The sequence below is a fragment of the Stenotrophomonas sp. STEN021 genome, assembly GCF_056760175.1.
Window position 1 is genome coordinate 26,094 of sequence record NZ_JBRREH010000019.1, and the last position, 12,830, is coordinate 38,923.

Consider the following 12,830-nt stretch of genomic DNA (forward strand, 5'->3'; position numbering starts at 1 on the left):
GATTGGTTCGGTAAGGGTTGACGGGCATGGATGGTTGCGGGGGCCGGATTCGAACCGGCGGATCTCCGGGTTATGAGCCCGGCAGCCTGGACCTCTGGCCTACGCCCGCAGAAACAGAAACGGCCCGCCTGTGAGGGCGAGCCGTGGAAGTCACAACTGTTGCAACTTAGCGGGAAATCTACACCCCCGATGACACCGGGTCAAACGCTGCAGAGATCGCGACGAATCCACCCCTTCGCCTCGGCCAGCCGCTCTCGATATGCTCTGCGCTCAATGCCAAAACGCTCGGCCTTGTCCTTCTGCGGCCCGAAGCTGCAGAACTCTGCCCTGACGATACGCGCCAGGCCCATTTCCGCCCGACCGAGCAGGGACACCGAGCGCTCCACCCGCATCGCCTCAGGCGGCACGCTGAAGTCTGGCGCCAGGATTTTCGCTGCACCGCTCCTGGTCTCCGAACACCGCACCGTCTCAACAGCCCAGCCCGGGACCACACGCGCCGACCCGTTCTCATCCAGGAGGCCGGCCTCCTTTCCCAGTAGCCTGCGCCTGGCCACACCCGCACGATCCATGCTGGCAATCTGGCGGATGATCTTCGGCCTGCCCAAATCTGCCAGGGTGGACTGCCCATACAACCCCGCGCCGGCTTCAAGTTCAGCCCGCCGCGGCCCGTAGTAGTAGCCCCAAAGGCGTAGCAGGTCATCCAGATCCTCACGCTTCATTCGGCACCGCCTTGTTCCGCGGCTCAACCACCACCTGCGTCGATCGGCGCTCGACCTGCCGAGCAAACTGGCGAGCGATGGATGCACAGCGCCTGATGGCCTCAACGCTGGTCGATCGCCCAGTGTGGCTGGCAAAGCGTTGGTAGCTGGCCGCCTCGCGATCAAGCATGCCGGCCAACGTGAGCAGGGCATCCACTGCATCGAGTGGCGGAGACACACGCTGCAGCAAGCCGCCGGCCGTCACCATGTCGATGGGCTTTGCAGGCCTGTCGGCCATGGTCGCGGTGGAAACTGGTTCTTCAGTCATCATCATTCACTCCAATTACTGGGCCAGCTCGGCCGCTGCGAGGTGCGCGAGGCTTCCCGCCTATCCGCGGGGCGAGCTCGACCTGCTGCGACGGGGCCGGTTTCAGCTCCTGCAGCAGCTCCTGCGTGCCATCCATGTCATCGGCGCGCTGATACTCGTAGCGGTTGCGCAGCCGCACCACCGTGCCGGTCTTGATGTTTCGCCCCTTGCCGACAATCACCTCCACCACGCCCGGGCTGTCATCAGCCTTGTAGACCTCGGGCCGGTGAACGAACAGGATCACGTCGGCCACTTCCTCGATGCCGCCGGAGCCGCGGATGTCAGTCACCTTGGGGCGTTCGCCCCGCGCGCCCGCTCGATTGAGCTGGGCTAGCACCAGAACCGGGCACTTCAGATACTTGGCCAAGCCCTTTAGGTCGCGCAGTGCCTGCCCGCGCTCCAGCGCTTCGTCCTGCTTGCCGGGCAACGACATCTCGTGAAGGTGATCCACCACCACCAAGCGCAGCGGCTTGCGCGCGTGAGCTCGCTTGGATCTGGCGACAATCTGTGGAGCACTCAGTTGCGGGTCATCGTCCAGCAGAATCTCTGCACCCATCATGCTGCGGATGGCCTCGGTGGACTTGCGCCAATACGTCTCCACGTCTGATGCGGCGGCCTCTTCGTCCTGTCCGGTGATCCACCTCAGTGGCACTTCACCTAGCGCAGCAACGTCGCGGGCAGCGACCTCGGTATCCACCATCTCCATCGAGAACACAGCGACTTGATCGCCACGCAGGCCCGTAAACCTCGCCTGCTGAAAGCCCATCAACGACTTGCCCATGTTCGACCTCGCGGCCAGAACAACCACCTGGCCATCCCGCAGTCCGCCAATGGCTTTGTTGATGTCCGCCCAAGGGGTCGGCAGTCCGATCTTGACGCCGTTGTAGTGCCGGTCCTGCAGCTGGTCGGAGAATCGCTTCATCACGTCGCGATACGGGCGCAGGCCTACTGCACGCACCGGTGCGATGTCGGCCATCTGGTTGGCCAAGTGCGATGCCAGATGCTCGGCGGAATGCCCTCGGCCACCTTGTGCCGCTTTCAACGCGCGCTGGCACGTATCGATGAGCCGACGCATGCGCGAGTGCTCCACGATGATCTCCGCGTAGGAGACGACATTCGCCCGGGTGTAGCCCATCGCGGCCAGCTGTAGCGCCAACTGGTTGAGATGGCGACCTTCCTCGCCCCCTTGGGCTTGCGCCCACTCGCCAACCGTCACGCCATCAGCGGGCTTACCTGCAGCGATGAGATCCACGATCGCACCATAGATCACCCCGTGATCTTTCGAGTGGAAGTCACCAGCGGCCAGCCAATCCTGCACGTTGGCCAGTTCCTCGTTGAACAGCATCAGGCCCGTGAGAACGGCCACCTCGGCGTCGTGACTGAACGGCCCAGCACTCTCGTCGTAGTCGCGGCTCATCGACCGAGCTCCAGGTAGTTCCCCTCGATGACCTTGGCGAAGTTCTTGGGTCGGACCAGCCACTCCAGCGTGCACTGGAACGTGTTGCCATCACGACCAGTTCGCTGGCCCATCAACCACGGCATCTCGCGGATCTGCGTGAAGTAGGTTCGCCACCAGTCGAGGCTCTGCCTGTCCGGGGAGCTGTTCCAGCGAGAGCGCAGCAGCCGCTGGCGATCGTCCTCCCACGTTCGCACGGCGCGCAGCTCCGGCAGGATCTCGTGGTACAGCGCGATGATGTCCATGTGCGGACAGACGGACTTGCCCTGCTGCTTCGGGATTTTTCCAAGCAGGTCGCCGTCACCAGCACCGGCATCGCCGGCTGCTGTGGACAAATCCACGACAGTGGATTGCTTTTGATCTTGCTCTTGCTCTTCTTCTATCTCTATCTCTTCCTCTATCTCTGGTAACGCATTCTGTAACGGTACTTGCGTTACATTCGCCACGTTCGCGGCGTTACGTTCCCGTGACTCGTTGACGCGCCTTGATGTAAGTGCCCGTCCCTTCGCGGTTTTTCCGTTGTGGCGCTCGAAGTTCGGAACCGACAGGTTTTCGTCACTACCGGCCAGCCAGCCAACCGTTCGCATTGCATCGGCGAACCCAGCGCAAAAAGTGACACGATCGATAAACGCTGATGTAACGCTCATAGCGTTACCGTCCACGCTGTTTGCATCGACCCACGACCACAGTCGCAGCAGCTTACCCACAACCGCGTCCTGGTCGATTTTCAGGAGTGCGGCGATCTTCACCACCTCCGGCTTGTCCGGGGTCGTGGTGTCAAATTTGATCCAAGGCGCAGCCATTTACTGCCCCCTGCCTTTCTTCAGATCGGCCTGTAGCGCCTCTACAGGAAATGCTTCTCCGAACTCAGCTCGCATCAGCGCGATGAACTGCTGTAGGTGCTGGTCTGTAATCCACCGCTTATCGGCGACGTGATGAGCAATTTCCACCGCCTGCTGCGCACATCGGATGCTCGGGTCGTATTCGAAGCCGGGATGCTCCGGGTCGATGAAGATGGCAAACACCACGCCGCTGATGTGCTCAGCGCGCACCAACTCTGTAGCGGCGACCGCGGGGTTGTTGCTTGGGGTTTCGTTGGATGGCATAGTGGCCTCGGTCTCAACGAAGCCTCGGCACCTGTCAGCCAAGACAGCCGGGGCTTCGTCGTATCTGACGAATGGATCGCTATTGCGACCCGCGTTGCGCCAGACGCCCATGCACCCCGAGTAACCGTGCATTGCGTGGTCGCCGTCCTTGATGCCCCTACCGCCCGATCCTTCGGACGTGAATCCTTGAACTACTGCGTGGTGATCAGTTCGATCCCAGCGCTACTGCCTTTCCTACTTCCGAGCTGCCTACGTCCGCACCAAAGGCGATGACCCGGCCGTCGCTGTCGAACCGCTCCGGGTATTTTTCCCGGAAGAACATCAGCCACGAATGGGGAATCCCCCGCTTGCGCCACTGACTCACGGACGGCTCACTGACCATGCAAGTGCGCGCGACCTCACCCGTCCCTCCCAACGCATCGATGAGCGTTGATGCCGCTCTTTGGTTATCCATCGCCTCATTCCGTTTTAGGTGCACCAATAAATTACACCTCCTAATTTACAAAGCAAGTCTTTCCTGCGTAACATCCGCTAAATAGTTAACTAGGCCTAATCATGGACCTCGCATCACGGCTGCGCCTCGCGATGCAGCGAGCGAATCTCACTCAACTGGAACTGTCAAAGGCTGCCGGCGTTTCGGCTCCGAGCGTCAACGGCTGGCTCAGCGGGCGGTCGCAAACCATACGCAGCGACATCCTGGTAAAGACGGCGCGCGCGCTCGGCGTCTCGACTGCGTGGCTTGCCACCGGCGAAGGGTCGGTAGACGACACCGCTGATTCCGCCCCACTCTCGCCACGTGAGACACCTCATGGGTACCTTCGCATCGACCTACTGGATGGAGGGGCTGGCATGGGCGCTGGAGTGGTGAATGAGGATTCTCCAGAGGTTATTCGTAGCATGGACTACGCGGAGTGGGACATCCGCCAACGCCTCGGCTTCCTGCCGAAGCCTGGCCGACTGAAACTCATCACTGGTCGCGGCCCGTCAATGGCGCCCGTCATCAACAATGGCGACGTGGTCATGGTCGATACGGCAATCACCTACTACGACGGTGATGCCATCTATGTGATCAGCGTGGCTGGGGAAGCTCAGATCAAAGGACTGCAGCGTCGGTCGGATGGTGTGTACATCGTGAGCGCCAACCCCCTCTTCCCTCCGTACATTGCGCCGGACGACCTGCACATCGCGGGCAAGGCAGTAGTGCAGTACAGCGCCAAGCAAATAGCCTGAGTTCCTGAACCGTTCAATAAATTAGGCAACGGAAATTTACATTGCCATTGCAATATTGATTCACAACTCCTAATCTAGCCCCATCGCGCTGACCCACAGCGCAGGGGCAGGAAGATGGAACAGCAGGCACAACCCGGCCAAGTCGCAACGACCCAAGGCCAGTCCTTCTCGGATAGTTCAACGTACGCCGCGATCCTGCGCACTGGCTGGATCGTCCTGGCAGCTGCCGCAACCTTCTTCCTGCCGCTTCGCCTCCTGCAGATTGCTGGAGGCTTTGAATGAGCGGGTCAGCGCTTCCGTTTAGCGGACGACGTGCTTGCAATGGGCGCTTCAGGCGCTGCACGGAGCAAGTCGGCGATAGTGCCATCCCCCCATTGCACGCCACTGTAGGCGTCAATCGTGTCCCTGGCGGCGGTTCGGACGGTCTCCAGCGCGCCCTCGGGAATGGCCTCAGCCACGTTCTCCAGCCCCAAATCAAGCCATTTCGTCAAAACGTGACTCGTGAGGGCAGCACGCATTTTTGCGCTGGCGCCATCCCGTTCCAGTGCATTGGCTGCAGCCGCCACTTGAGCGTCGTCAAAACTTCTTCGAAAGCTAGCTTCCAGTCGAGCCGTGATCTCGGCGTTCAACGAGCGGCCGGCGTTGCTCGCGGCTTCTTCGAGCTGCGCGCGAAGCTCTGGCTGCATGCGCAGTCCAAAGGGATTGATTGCAGCTGTAGCTGGCCGCGTTTCGGTCTTTTTCGCCATAGCTACATGATGAAGCTAAAAACCACTTGACACCATGGCTACATGATGTAACTAATTACACCATGTAGCCGCCAGTCCAACGGAGACGACATGAAAGACCGCAAAACCAAAACCAGTGACACCAATCCGTTCGGCCTGCGAATGGACTCAGTGGTGCGCGAGCGAGCTCAGGCGAAAGCCGACGAGCTGGAACGCAGCCTCAACTGGACCATCAATCATCTGCTGAAACAGGCCCTGGGCCTCAAGGACCCCGTCTCATGAGCACCCTCGTAACTCTGGACGGCGACAGCGCCGTCACCAACACCCTCGCAATTGCCGAGGGAACCGAAAGCGACCATGCCAGCGTCATCAAGCTGGCCAGAAAGCACCTCGCCGACATGGGGGAGTTTGGACTTCTGGATTTCAAATCCGAAAGTTCGGGCATCAATCCCGGTACCTTCAATCGGACGAATTGAGCATGAGCCATCAGATCGCAATCACACCGAGCGCCGTCACCATGACCAGCCTGGAGCTGGTGGACTTCATCAACGACTTCCGCCGCGAGCAGGCGGCCCAGGCCGGCCAGCCCTTCCCTTCCAAGGGATTCGCCGAGCTGCAGCACAAACACTTCCTGGACAAGGTGCTGGAAGTCCTTGGCGAGAGATCGGCCGAATTTTTGGCCGATCTCCCCGACGCCTACGGCAGGCCGCGCAAGGGCTACCGCTTCCCCAAGCGGGAATCCGTCCTCATGGCGATGAGCTACAGCTACGACCTCCAGGCGGTGGTGTACGACCACATGACCTCGCTGGAGGAGCGTTTGGCCCACCCCACCCTACCTGACTTCACCGATCCGGCCACAGCTGCGATTGCATGGGCCGAGCAGTACCGCGCCAAGACGGTAGCCGAGGCCCAAGCCACTGCGCTGTCCCACGAAGTTGCTGCCCAAGCACCGAAGGTCGAGTTCCACGATCAGGTAGTGCAGAGCGATCAGCTTCTGGAGCTGGGTGAAGCAGCGAAGATCCTTGGTACGGGTCGGAACCGCCTCTGCCGCTGGATGCGTGAGAACCACTGGCTCAATCGCCACAACGAGCCTTACCAGGAAAAGATCGAGGCTGGATTGCTCGACCTGAAGTACAGCAAGACGTGGACCCATCCCGAAAAGGGCGAAACCCGCTCAATCACGACGATGGTCACCGGTAAAGGCTTGGCGCGCTTGCACAAGGAGTTCGCGGCCAACAAAGCGACCTCCGGGCCGGTCTTCACCAGACAGCCTCCGCCGCTGCTACGGCACTAAGTTTTTCAACCCGCCAAACCGAACGCATGCGAACTCCCACGTTTGCATGGTGGGCAACTGTTGCCCAAATAAACATCAAGGAACCAGTGAGCTATGTGCAGGAAAACCCCTAACGGACGCCCGCCCTCACCTATCCCTGGCTCCGTATCGCTGCGGATGTCGCTCGGAGAAACGATCCACGTCGGCCCGGATATCAGCGTCCGCCTGACCAAAACCGACGTTGGCCACGCCGTTCTGTCCATCTTCGCTCCCCGCTCGCTGAGCATCGATCGCGAGAAGAACTTCCGCTCCACCAAAAACAGTGACGGCCAGGGCGCGCCAACGCCCCAGCCGTCGTGCCAAGTAGTTCCGTCTTCGACCAAGAATTAGGAGTAATCACATGGCGACCAAGAGTGTAACGCCTCCCGCAGCCCCAACTCCAACGCTCGCCAATACCGATCACTGGCTGGACTCCGCGTGGATCAACAACCCGCTTTGCCCTGATCTGAGGTACCCACTCAAGTTGGCCGACAGGGCTTCCAAGAGCGCGCGTGCAATTGCGGGGGTGCTTCACCGCGACTTCTTGGCACGCATTGATCTAGCGGATGACCCGGAGGGCCTGACCTACCCGCTACTCAAAGACGACGAGCATGATCGTCTGTTTTTGGCGCTGTGCTGCCTCATTGAGCGCACGGAGGACGAACTAGGCCGCATTCGCGAAAACATCGGCGGGTTGGCTTCGCGCGCTTCGAAGGAGAAGGTGAATGTCTAAGTTGGCTCCCAGTGCAGCAAAGAAAGTGAGCGCGAAGCGCAACGCAAAGAGCGCTTTTTCTGATGAAAGACTGATCGCTCCCGGAAAGTGGTATGTCCATTCGCGCGCAGCCGCTTGCGCATCTGAACTTCCCTTCACGCGGATTGGACCGCCACGGCCCGAATTGAACAATTCCAGCATCATGGTCTGCTGGTGGGATGTAGTACCAGCAAAAACCGACTACTGCCACGCTCACTGGACTCACGGCCGCGCTCACGCGTTCGAAATGATCGACGCCTTGCGTAACCCGGATGGAAGCGTCGTGCCGGGGCAGCTCGGCTGCATCCTTTCGGCAATGATCGAGTGGGCACGCACGAGCGGAAACGATCCAGAGTCCATGAAAGGGATCGCATACGGGTTTGGAAGTGTCCTGGGTGAGTACATTCAGAGCCACACGGCGAGCAGGTGATCGAGATGAGCATAGACATCATCACCGAGCTGCGCTCGGCCGCAGCAACACTCCGCCGCACACCTGGGCAGGGCCGGATCTCGGAAGCGATGATCACAGCCGAGTTGATCGACCGCGCCGCTGATGCGCTGCAGGCGATGCAGGACATGAGGCAGCCGATCGCCAACTTGCCGGCATGGTCCGAGCTCCCTGCTTGGGTGAACTTCATCGCCATGGACAGCGACGGGCGCTGGCACGGCTTCGGCAAGGAACCCTACATCGAGGATTCCTTCGGCGGGAACCTGATGGGTTGGGATGTCGTGGACGGCGGCACATTGGCCTACCGCGACTACAACGCCCCGCGCATTGCTGGTTGGGAGAACAGCCTGCAGCGGCGCCCGGAGATGACCGCATGAAGTACCGCGTGATGATCACCAGCACGATGGTCGGCATCCCGGATGACGAATACGGCACCTACAGCCGAAAGTGGCAGGCGCAAGTCGTCGCCTGGCTCTTCAACCTCACCCACGTCCATTACGTTGCGGCCTACGTTGAGGAGGTGAAGTCGTGAGCGATCCCACGCCTACGAAGTGGCTCAGTGATGATGGCCGCGCCTTCGACACAGAGTCGCAAGCGAGACAGCACAGCTGGAACAACGCCTATCCGGTTTACAGCCAGTCCGCCGTCGATTGCCTGACGGCAGAGCGGGAGGTTCTACAGATCGAGAAGGGTCGGCTGCAGGAGGTTCGCCAACAGCTTGAGGCACAACGCGATGCTGCGCTGGCGGACGCTGAGTCGTTGCGTCGCCGCATGCTGGTGCTAGAGCGCCAGCGCGACGATTTCGCAGACAGGGAATGGCAGCTCATCAAGGCGCGCCGACAGGCTGAACTGGCGCACGCCAAACTGCTGACAGCGGCCGCTGAGGTGTGCGCATGGGTTCGATCTGGAAACAGTGTCCCAGTAGACATTGACTTCGTGTTCCGCGAGCAAGCGCAGAAGATCGCGGCCGACATCCGGAATCTCGACGTGGTTCGCGCCGGAGACGCCGCATGAGTCGGCCCCTTTCCAGTCGCTACGCCGTAGAGGAGCGCGGCTCGCTGGCCCGCGCCACTGCGTCTGCCATTTTCCAGTGCCTGATGAACTGCTCATTGCACCCTGAGCGAGAGGGCTACTGGCGGGCGCATGCCGATCACTTGGAGCGGAACTTCACCAACGACTTCGGGCAGCACTACAGCTACTTCACGGCGCCGCTTGCCACCACCCCCGAGGAGATTTCGGCGCGTATCTATGCCCACGACGGGTTCACTGCTGAAAACTTCCTTCAGGATTTCGCACATGTGTCGCCACGGCGAGAAGGCCGGAGGTGGATAAAAGCGGCCCCAACTTCGCCCGGGCACTACCTGTTCCGCAGCATGGAGAACGACTACCAACCGGAGGCAATCACCGTGACCCGTGAGCGCCGCGCCGGTGGCGTGTTCCTGATCGTGGAATGCCCGCACCTCGGCAAGGTCGCCCTACCCCATTACCACGACGGGCTCACGGACCCGAGTTGGAAGAAGTTGGAGAACGAACGATGAACTACTACGACCCCACTGCCAAACGCGTCTGCATGAACGCGATCGTGCATTTGCGCCGGTATTGCAGGCAACTCGTGAATGCCCTGGAAGATCACTGGGACGCGAACCGCAGTTCCCGCAGGCATGCCCGCCTTCTGCGGAACCTTGGTTCTCCTGCGGAGATGGCGCTTGCCGAATCTATCGACCGCGAGGTGGCCTGCAGGGAGGATCTGATCACGCCGTTGCGCGAGGAGTTGGCACGGGCGGGCGGCTTGATCTGGGATGCGTCCACCGCGATCAGTCGCGTGCTTCCCCAGCAGCTCTTGATGGACCTCCTGAACGTGAATCCAGCTGACCGGTCAGAAATCGATCCGCAAGCCGGGCTGCTGGAGGTGGCATTCGTGCATGCCGCCGAAAACTCCGTCGAACAACGGAACAAGGACTGGAACGATACCCCGCTGTTCAAGGCGGCACACTTCCATTTCGCGCACAAACTGTCTAGTGATCCGTTGATGCAGCAGGCAGCGCATCAGGTGACTTTTGGCGTTGGTGGCATGTTCGAGTTCGCCCCCCGATATCGACTGCTCAGCGACGGCACGATGAAGCGCATTCCCCCGCCCCTCAGGATCGCGAACCCGGACATTGATGAACCGGCTAAGCCAGAACTGCATGAGGGTGCTCCCCGTGTCCTCCATTGACCGCCTGCTCTGGCAGATCACCGCCCGCAACTGGATGGGCTGGCCCGTCGAGCGCCGGCACCGTCTGACCGGCAAGTACCAGCACATCCGCTACAACGAAACCGGCGTCTGGAAGGACGGACGACAGCAATATGGAGGGAGCCCGAATGGCCGATAACGAATCACCGGTGCCGGCGGTCATCTTCGCGGCGACCAGCCACGAAGGCCTGAGCGTCACCACCGCCGATGGAAGGCCTGCGCAGCTGGCCGTGTTGGACTGTTCTGGCGGAGTGCTGGCTGCTGGCCAGGAAGTTGCAGCAGCAGCCTACGAAGCATCAATCCAGTCCTACCGGAACTTCCTGATGGGCTCGGGGCACCTACGTGTCCTCAAACAGCCCGGACCGTGACCCAAAGAGCCCAGCCAACCAGCTGGGCTCTTTATTGCAGCCACATCTACGCAGCTGCGCTACTCGGAAAGCTTATAGGTTCCGTGGCCGGTACGCGTCCAGTAGCGTTCGTTGACAAGCACTTGGACCGCTTGGTTTACAACGTCGGCCGCTGCTTGCCTGGGGTTGAGGCGTTGGCGGACCTCTGCAACATAAGTCGGCAGTAAGAACGTATTTTCCGGATCGTTCCTCAGCATGTAGTTTTCAATATCGTGCGCGACAGCGAGAACATTGTCTTCGTCTGAGCCCGGATAGAGGGTCAGCTCGCCAAGTTCTGTCAGCGTGTGCTTCCCGCCTAAAATCGTGAGCACGCCATCATTGACCAAGGCGGTCAGCGCGGCCTCGACCGCTTGCCGGGGATACTTTTCCTTAACCGGCCCGAGGCCTTTGATCACCTCTTCAACCGCAACCCGCGAGCCCTTTTCAAGGCGCGCCGCGCCCATCCATTCGCAAATGGGTTCAATCAAATTTCCAGGATTCAGTGGCTGCATCCCTGCCTCGCTCTATGTGTTGGAAGTCAGGATTCTAACGCGGCAGAAGTATATTTTCGCAATCTCTCGGGCAGCCAAGGCTGACGAAGCCGACTTTGGGGTTCAGCTGGGACATGATCTGGAAATCCTGGGGCCGGGCCGGAATGGCAGCAGGGCCGGAAAGCCGGGCAGTATACCGGGCCGAAGGCGCGCCGCCCTGCGGCTGGCTTAATAGGCGCAGGGGTTGATAATCAATCCCATCGCGGCGATGCCTTGCTTGAGCCCCTCTCCCGCTTGCGGGGTGAAAGAGGGGCGCTTACGAACCACCGCTTCGTGCCCTGTTGAACGCCCTTGCGCCAGCGCAAGGGCCGGGGCGCGGAGCGGGGGTTGGGGTGAGGGGAGGCTTCTAGCGAGCAGCCCCCGCTCCAAAAGCTCCCCTCATCCGCTCCTTCGGAGCACCTTCTCCCGCAGGCGGGAGAAGGAACACCGCCATTCACCATATCAATCCGGAGTCTCCCCCATGCCCAACTGGATCACCCTCCCCACCCCACTCGGCCCTGTCCGCGCCTGGCAGGCCCTACCCTCGGGCAGCCCACGCGCCGGCCTGGTGGTGATACAGGAAATCTTCGGCGCCAATGCGCATATCCGCCATGTCGCCGAGCAGTACGCCGCGCAGGGCTATGCGGTGCTGGCGCCCTCCTTCTTCGACCTGATCGAACCGGACCTGCAGCTGGACTATGACGCGGCCGGCGTCAGCCGCGGCAAGGCGCTGGTCGACGAGCTGGGCGTGGACCGCGCGGTAACCGTGGTCGAAGCCGCCGCTGCTGTGCTGGCGCCCTATGGCAAGGTCGGCACGGTCGGCTATTGCTGGGGCGGAACCATCGCCATGTTGGCCGCGCAACGGCTGGGCCTGCCCTCGGCCAGCTACTACGGCGCGCGCAACGTGCCGTTCCTGGATACAGCGTTCAAAGCCCCGGCGATCTTCCACTTTGGCGACCAGGATGCCTCGATCCCGGCCGCCGCCGTTGCAGCGCACCGTGAAAAGCAACCCGACTTGCCTGTATATGTCTATCCAGCCGACCACGCCTTCAACCGCGAGGTCGGCATGCACTACCACCCAGCCAGCGCCGACCTGGCGCGCGAACGCACCTTGGCCTTCTTCAGCGAGAACCTGCGATGACCGAAGCTGTGACGTCCGATTTCGTACTTGATACCCGCCTTGCCGCCGACAGCGTATTGATTGCCGATGGCCCCCTGTCGCAGATCCGCTTGATGAACGACGACCGCTTCCCCTGGGTCGTGCTGGTACCGCGTGTGCCCAATGCCAGCGAGTGGATCGACCTGGACGGTGCCCAGCAACGCCTGCTGCTGGCCGAGATCAACCAGATCTCCCAGCACCTCAAGCACAAGCCCAATGTCAGCAAGATCAACATCGGTGCGCTCGGCAATATCGTGCGCCAGCTGCACGTACATCTGATCGGCCGCAACGAGAACGACGCCGCGTGGCCGGGCCCGGTCTGGGGCAGCGGCAAGGCACAGCGTTTCGATCCGGAGGTGCTGGCCCAACGTGTCGAAATCTGGCGCCAACGGCTACGATAAGCACCTTCCCCCTTTACGGACTCCGCAA

At 61.1% G+C, this 12,830-nt stretch carries 24 protein-coding genes and 1 tRNA gene; 16 read left to right on the forward strand and 9 right to left on the reverse strand.

What is annotated here, in order from left to right; translation table 11 throughout:
• Window positions 1-31 precede the first annotated feature (31 nt).
• The 7 genes from ACVOL0_RS06175 to ACVOL0_RS06205 form a co-directional block, all read right to left on the reverse strand.
• Window positions 32-110: transfer RNA gene (locus tag ACVOL0_RS06175), tRNA-Met, on the reverse strand.
• Window positions 111-200: 90 nt separating this feature from the next.
• Entirely contained in the window at window positions 201-719 is a 519-nt protein-coding gene (locus ACVOL0_RS06180; RefSeq protein ID WP_481548355.1) for a hypothetical protein, read from the reverse strand.
• Complete coding sequence (locus ACVOL0_RS06185) at window positions 709-1,026, reverse strand: hypothetical protein (RefSeq protein WP_481548356.1); 318 nt, start codon at window positions 1,024-1,026, stop codon at window positions 709-711. The genes ACVOL0_RS06180 and ACVOL0_RS06185 overlap by 11 nt, the downstream gene beginning before the upstream one ends.
• On the reverse strand, window positions 1,019-2,482 hold the full coding sequence (locus ACVOL0_RS06190; protein ID WP_481548357.1) for a replicative DNA helicase: 1,464 nt from the start codon (window positions 2,480-2,482) through the stop codon (window positions 1,019-1,021). The genes ACVOL0_RS06185 and ACVOL0_RS06190 overlap by 8 nt, the downstream gene beginning before the upstream one ends.
• A complete protein-coding gene (locus tag ACVOL0_RS06195; protein ID WP_481548358.1) occupies window positions 2,479-3,324 on the reverse strand; it encodes a hypothetical protein in 846 nt (281 codons plus the stop codon). Before ACVOL0_RS06195 ends, ACVOL0_RS06190 begins: the two co-directional genes overlap by 4 nt.
• Complete coding sequence (locus tag ACVOL0_RS06200; protein WP_481548359.1) at window positions 3,325-3,627, reverse strand: hypothetical protein; 303 nt, start codon at window positions 3,625-3,627, stop codon at window positions 3,325-3,327.
• A 205-nt stretch (window positions 3,628-3,832) separates the two neighbouring features.
• Window positions 3,833-4,081 carry a helix-turn-helix domain-containing protein gene (locus ACVOL0_RS06205; RefSeq protein WP_481548360.1) on the reverse strand — a complete coding sequence of 83 codons (249 nt, stop codon included), beginning with the start codon at window positions 4,079-4,081 and terminating at the stop codon, window positions 3,833-3,835.
• A 101-nt stretch (window positions 4,082-4,182) separates the two neighbouring features.
• Between ACVOL0_RS06205 and ACVOL0_RS06210 the strand changes: the two genes are divergently transcribed.
• Together ACVOL0_RS06210 and ACVOL0_RS06215 are read left to right on the forward strand one after the other, a co-directional pair.
• Window positions 4,183-4,857: a helix-turn-helix domain-containing protein gene (locus tag ACVOL0_RS06210; RefSeq protein ID WP_481548361.1), complete on the forward strand. Its 675-nt coding sequence runs from the start codon at window positions 4,183-4,185 to the stop codon at window positions 4,855-4,857.
• 114 nt (window positions 4,858-4,971) lie between these two features.
• A complete protein-coding gene (locus ACVOL0_RS06215) occupies window positions 4,972-5,139 on the forward strand; it encodes a hypothetical protein (RefSeq protein ID WP_481548362.1) in 168 nt (55 codons plus the stop codon).
• Window positions 5,140-5,144: 5 nt separating this feature from the next.
• Here ACVOL0_RS06215 and ACVOL0_RS06220 read toward each other — a convergent pair whose 3' ends face one another.
• Window positions 5,145-5,603: an Arc family DNA-binding protein gene (locus ACVOL0_RS06220; RefSeq protein ID WP_481548363.1), complete on the reverse strand. Its 459-nt coding sequence runs from the start codon at window positions 5,601-5,603 to the stop codon at window positions 5,145-5,147.
• 90 nt (window positions 5,604-5,693) lie between these two features.
• On the opposite strand from ACVOL0_RS06220, the gene ACVOL0_RS06225 reads away from it, so the two are divergent.
• The 12 genes from ACVOL0_RS06225 (at window position 5,694) to ACVOL0_RS06280 (ending at window position 10,694) form a co-directional block, all read left to right on the forward strand.
• A complete protein-coding gene (locus ACVOL0_RS06225; RefSeq protein ID WP_481548364.1) occupies window positions 5,694-5,864 on the forward strand; it encodes a hypothetical protein in 171 nt (56 codons plus the stop codon).
• Window positions 5,861-6,058, forward strand: coding sequence for a hypothetical protein (locus ACVOL0_RS06230; RefSeq protein WP_481548365.1), 198 nt, complete (start codon window positions 5,861-5,863; stop codon window positions 6,056-6,058). The genes ACVOL0_RS06225 and ACVOL0_RS06230 overlap by 4 nt, the downstream gene beginning before the upstream one ends.
• Window positions 6,059-6,060: 2 nt before the next feature.
• On the forward strand, window positions 6,061-6,876 hold the full coding sequence (locus ACVOL0_RS06235) for a phage antirepressor KilAC domain-containing protein (RefSeq protein ID WP_481548366.1): 816 nt from the start codon (window positions 6,061-6,063) through the stop codon (window positions 6,874-6,876).
• Between the two features lie 379 nt (window positions 6,877-7,255).
• Window positions 7,256-7,627 carry a hypothetical protein gene (locus ACVOL0_RS06240; protein ID WP_481548367.1) on the forward strand — a complete coding sequence of 124 codons (372 nt, stop codon included), beginning with the start codon at window positions 7,256-7,258 and terminating at the stop codon, window positions 7,625-7,627.
• Window positions 7,620-8,075 (forward strand): hypothetical protein, encoded by a 456-nt coding sequence (locus tag ACVOL0_RS06245; protein ID WP_481548368.1) that lies wholly within the window; start codon window positions 7,620-7,622, stop codon window positions 8,073-8,075. Before ACVOL0_RS06240 ends, ACVOL0_RS06245 begins: the two co-directional genes overlap by 8 nt.
• A 5-nt stretch (window positions 8,076-8,080) precedes the next feature.
• Window positions 8,081-8,470, forward strand: a complete 390-nt coding sequence (locus ACVOL0_RS06250; RefSeq protein ID WP_481548369.1) for a hypothetical protein — start codon at window positions 8,081-8,083, stop codon at window positions 8,468-8,470.
• The gene (locus ACVOL0_RS06255; protein ID WP_481548370.1) at window positions 8,467-8,625 is read left to right on the forward strand and encodes a hypothetical protein; all 159 of its coding nucleotides are present in this window, start codon (window positions 8,467-8,469) and stop codon (window positions 8,623-8,625) included. Before ACVOL0_RS06250 ends, ACVOL0_RS06255 begins: the two co-directional genes overlap by 4 nt.
• A complete protein-coding gene (locus ACVOL0_RS06260; RefSeq protein WP_481548371.1) occupies window positions 8,622-9,107 on the forward strand; it encodes a hypothetical protein in 486 nt (161 codons plus the stop codon). The genes ACVOL0_RS06255 and ACVOL0_RS06260 overlap by 4 nt, the downstream gene beginning before the upstream one ends.
• Window positions 9,104-9,631, forward strand: coding sequence for a hypothetical protein (locus tag ACVOL0_RS06265; protein WP_481548372.1), 528 nt, complete (start codon window positions 9,104-9,106; stop codon window positions 9,629-9,631). The genes ACVOL0_RS06260 and ACVOL0_RS06265 overlap by 4 nt, the downstream gene beginning before the upstream one ends.
• Complete coding sequence (locus ACVOL0_RS06270) at window positions 9,628-10,308, forward strand: hypothetical protein (RefSeq protein WP_481548373.1); 681 nt, start codon at window positions 9,628-9,630, stop codon at window positions 10,306-10,308. The genes ACVOL0_RS06265 and ACVOL0_RS06270 overlap by 4 nt, the downstream gene beginning before the upstream one ends.
• Window positions 10,295-10,465 carry a hypothetical protein gene (locus ACVOL0_RS06275; protein ID WP_481548374.1) on the forward strand — a complete coding sequence of 57 codons (171 nt, stop codon included), beginning with the start codon at window positions 10,295-10,297 and terminating at the stop codon, window positions 10,463-10,465. The genes ACVOL0_RS06270 and ACVOL0_RS06275 overlap by 14 nt, the downstream gene beginning before the upstream one ends.
• The gene (locus ACVOL0_RS06280; RefSeq protein WP_481548375.1) at window positions 10,455-10,694 is read left to right on the forward strand and encodes a hypothetical protein; all 240 of its coding nucleotides are present in this window, start codon (window positions 10,455-10,457) and stop codon (window positions 10,692-10,694) included. Before ACVOL0_RS06275 ends, ACVOL0_RS06280 begins: the two co-directional genes overlap by 11 nt.
• A 59-nt stretch (window positions 10,695-10,753) precedes the next feature.
• Here the strand turns inward: ACVOL0_RS06280 and ACVOL0_RS06285 are convergent, their stop codons facing one another.
• Window positions 10,754-11,224 carry a hypothetical protein gene (locus ACVOL0_RS06285; RefSeq protein ID WP_481548376.1) on the reverse strand — a complete coding sequence of 157 codons (471 nt, stop codon included), beginning with the start codon at window positions 11,222-11,224 and terminating at the stop codon, window positions 10,754-10,756.
• Between the two features lie 499 nt (window positions 11,225-11,723).
• Here ACVOL0_RS06285 and ACVOL0_RS06290 point away from each other — a divergent pair, with 499 nt between their 5' ends.
• Window positions 11,724-12,383 (forward strand): dienelactone hydrolase family protein, encoded by a 660-nt coding sequence (locus ACVOL0_RS06290; protein ID WP_481548377.1) that lies wholly within the window; start codon window positions 11,724-11,726, stop codon window positions 12,381-12,383.
• Window positions 12,380-12,802 carry an HIT family protein gene (locus tag ACVOL0_RS06295; RefSeq protein WP_313494466.1) on the forward strand — a complete coding sequence of 141 codons (423 nt, stop codon included), beginning with the start codon at window positions 12,380-12,382 and terminating at the stop codon, window positions 12,800-12,802. The genes ACVOL0_RS06290 and ACVOL0_RS06295 overlap by 4 nt, the downstream gene beginning before the upstream one ends.
• Window positions 12,803-12,830: the final 28 nt, after the last annotated feature.

Coding starts and splice junctions, on each gene's coding strand:
- ACVOL0_RS06270 (WP_481548373.1), top strand. CDS start 9,628: ATGAACTACTACGACCCCACTGCCAAACGCGTCTGCATGAACGCGATC.
- ACVOL0_RS06200 (WP_481548359.1), bottom strand. CDS start 3,627: ATGCCATCCAACGAAACCCCAAGCAACAACCCCGCGGTCGCCGCTACA.
- ACVOL0_RS06255 (WP_481548370.1), top strand. CDS start 8,467: ATGAAGTACCGCGTGATGATCACCAGCACGATGGTCGGCATCCCGGAT.
- ACVOL0_RS06240 (WP_481548367.1), top strand. CDS start 7,256: ATGGCGACCAAGAGTGTAACGCCTCCCGCAGCCCCAACTCCAACGCTC.
- ACVOL0_RS06220 (WP_481548363.1), bottom strand. CDS start 5,603: ATGGCGAAAAAGACCGAAACGCGGCCAGCTACAGCTGCAATCAATCCC.
- ACVOL0_RS06205 (WP_481548360.1), bottom strand. CDS start 4,081: ATGGATAACCAAAGAGCGGCATCAACGCTCATCGATGCGTTGGGAGGG.
- ACVOL0_RS06285 (WP_481548376.1), bottom strand. CDS start 11,224: ATGCAGCCACTGAATCCTGGAAATTTGATTGAACCCATTTGCGAATGG.
- ACVOL0_RS06225 (WP_481548364.1), top strand. CDS start 5,694: ATGAAAGACCGCAAAACCAAAACCAGTGACACCAATCCGTTCGGCCTG.
- ACVOL0_RS06210 (WP_481548361.1), top strand. CDS start 4,183: ATGGACCTCGCATCACGGCTGCGCCTCGCGATGCAGCGAGCGAATCTC.
- ACVOL0_RS06230 (WP_481548365.1), top strand. CDS start 5,861: ATGAGCACCCTCGTAACTCTGGACGGCGACAGCGCCGTCACCAACACC.
- ACVOL0_RS06265 (WP_481548372.1), top strand. CDS start 9,104: ATGAGTCGGCCCCTTTCCAGTCGCTACGCCGTAGAGGAGCGCGGCTCG.
- ACVOL0_RS06235 (WP_481548366.1), top strand. CDS start 6,061: ATGAGCCATCAGATCGCAATCACACCGAGCGCCGTCACCATGACCAGC.
- ACVOL0_RS06245 (WP_481548368.1), top strand. CDS start 7,620: ATGTCTAAGTTGGCTCCCAGTGCAGCAAAGAAAGTGAGCGCGAAGCGC.
- ACVOL0_RS06190 (WP_481548357.1), bottom strand. CDS start 2,482: ATGAGCCGCGACTACGACGAGAGTGCTGGGCCGTTCAGTCACGACGCC.
- ACVOL0_RS06185 (WP_481548356.1), bottom strand. CDS start 1,026: ATGACTGAAGAACCAGTTTCCACCGCGACCATGGCCGACAGGCCTGCA.
- ACVOL0_RS06250 (WP_481548369.1), top strand. CDS start 8,081: ATGAGCATAGACATCATCACCGAGCTGCGCTCGGCCGCAGCAACACTC.
- ACVOL0_RS06195 (WP_481548358.1), bottom strand. CDS start 3,324: ATGGCTGCGCCTTGGATCAAATTTGACACCACGACCCCGGACAAGCCG.
- ACVOL0_RS06215 (WP_481548362.1), top strand. CDS start 4,972: ATGGAACAGCAGGCACAACCCGGCCAAGTCGCAACGACCCAAGGCCAG.
- ACVOL0_RS06295 (WP_313494466.1), top strand. CDS start 12,380: ATGACCGAAGCTGTGACGTCCGATTTCGTACTTGATACCCGCCTTGCC.
- ACVOL0_RS06180 (WP_481548355.1), bottom strand. CDS start 719: ATGAAGCGTGAGGATCTGGATGACCTGCTACGCCTTTGGGGCTACTAC.
- ACVOL0_RS06280 (WP_481548375.1), top strand. CDS start 10,455: ATGGCCGATAACGAATCACCGGTGCCGGCGGTCATCTTCGCGGCGACC.
- ACVOL0_RS06290 (WP_481548377.1), top strand. CDS start 11,724: ATGCCCAACTGGATCACCCTCCCCACCCCACTCGGCCCTGTCCGCGCC.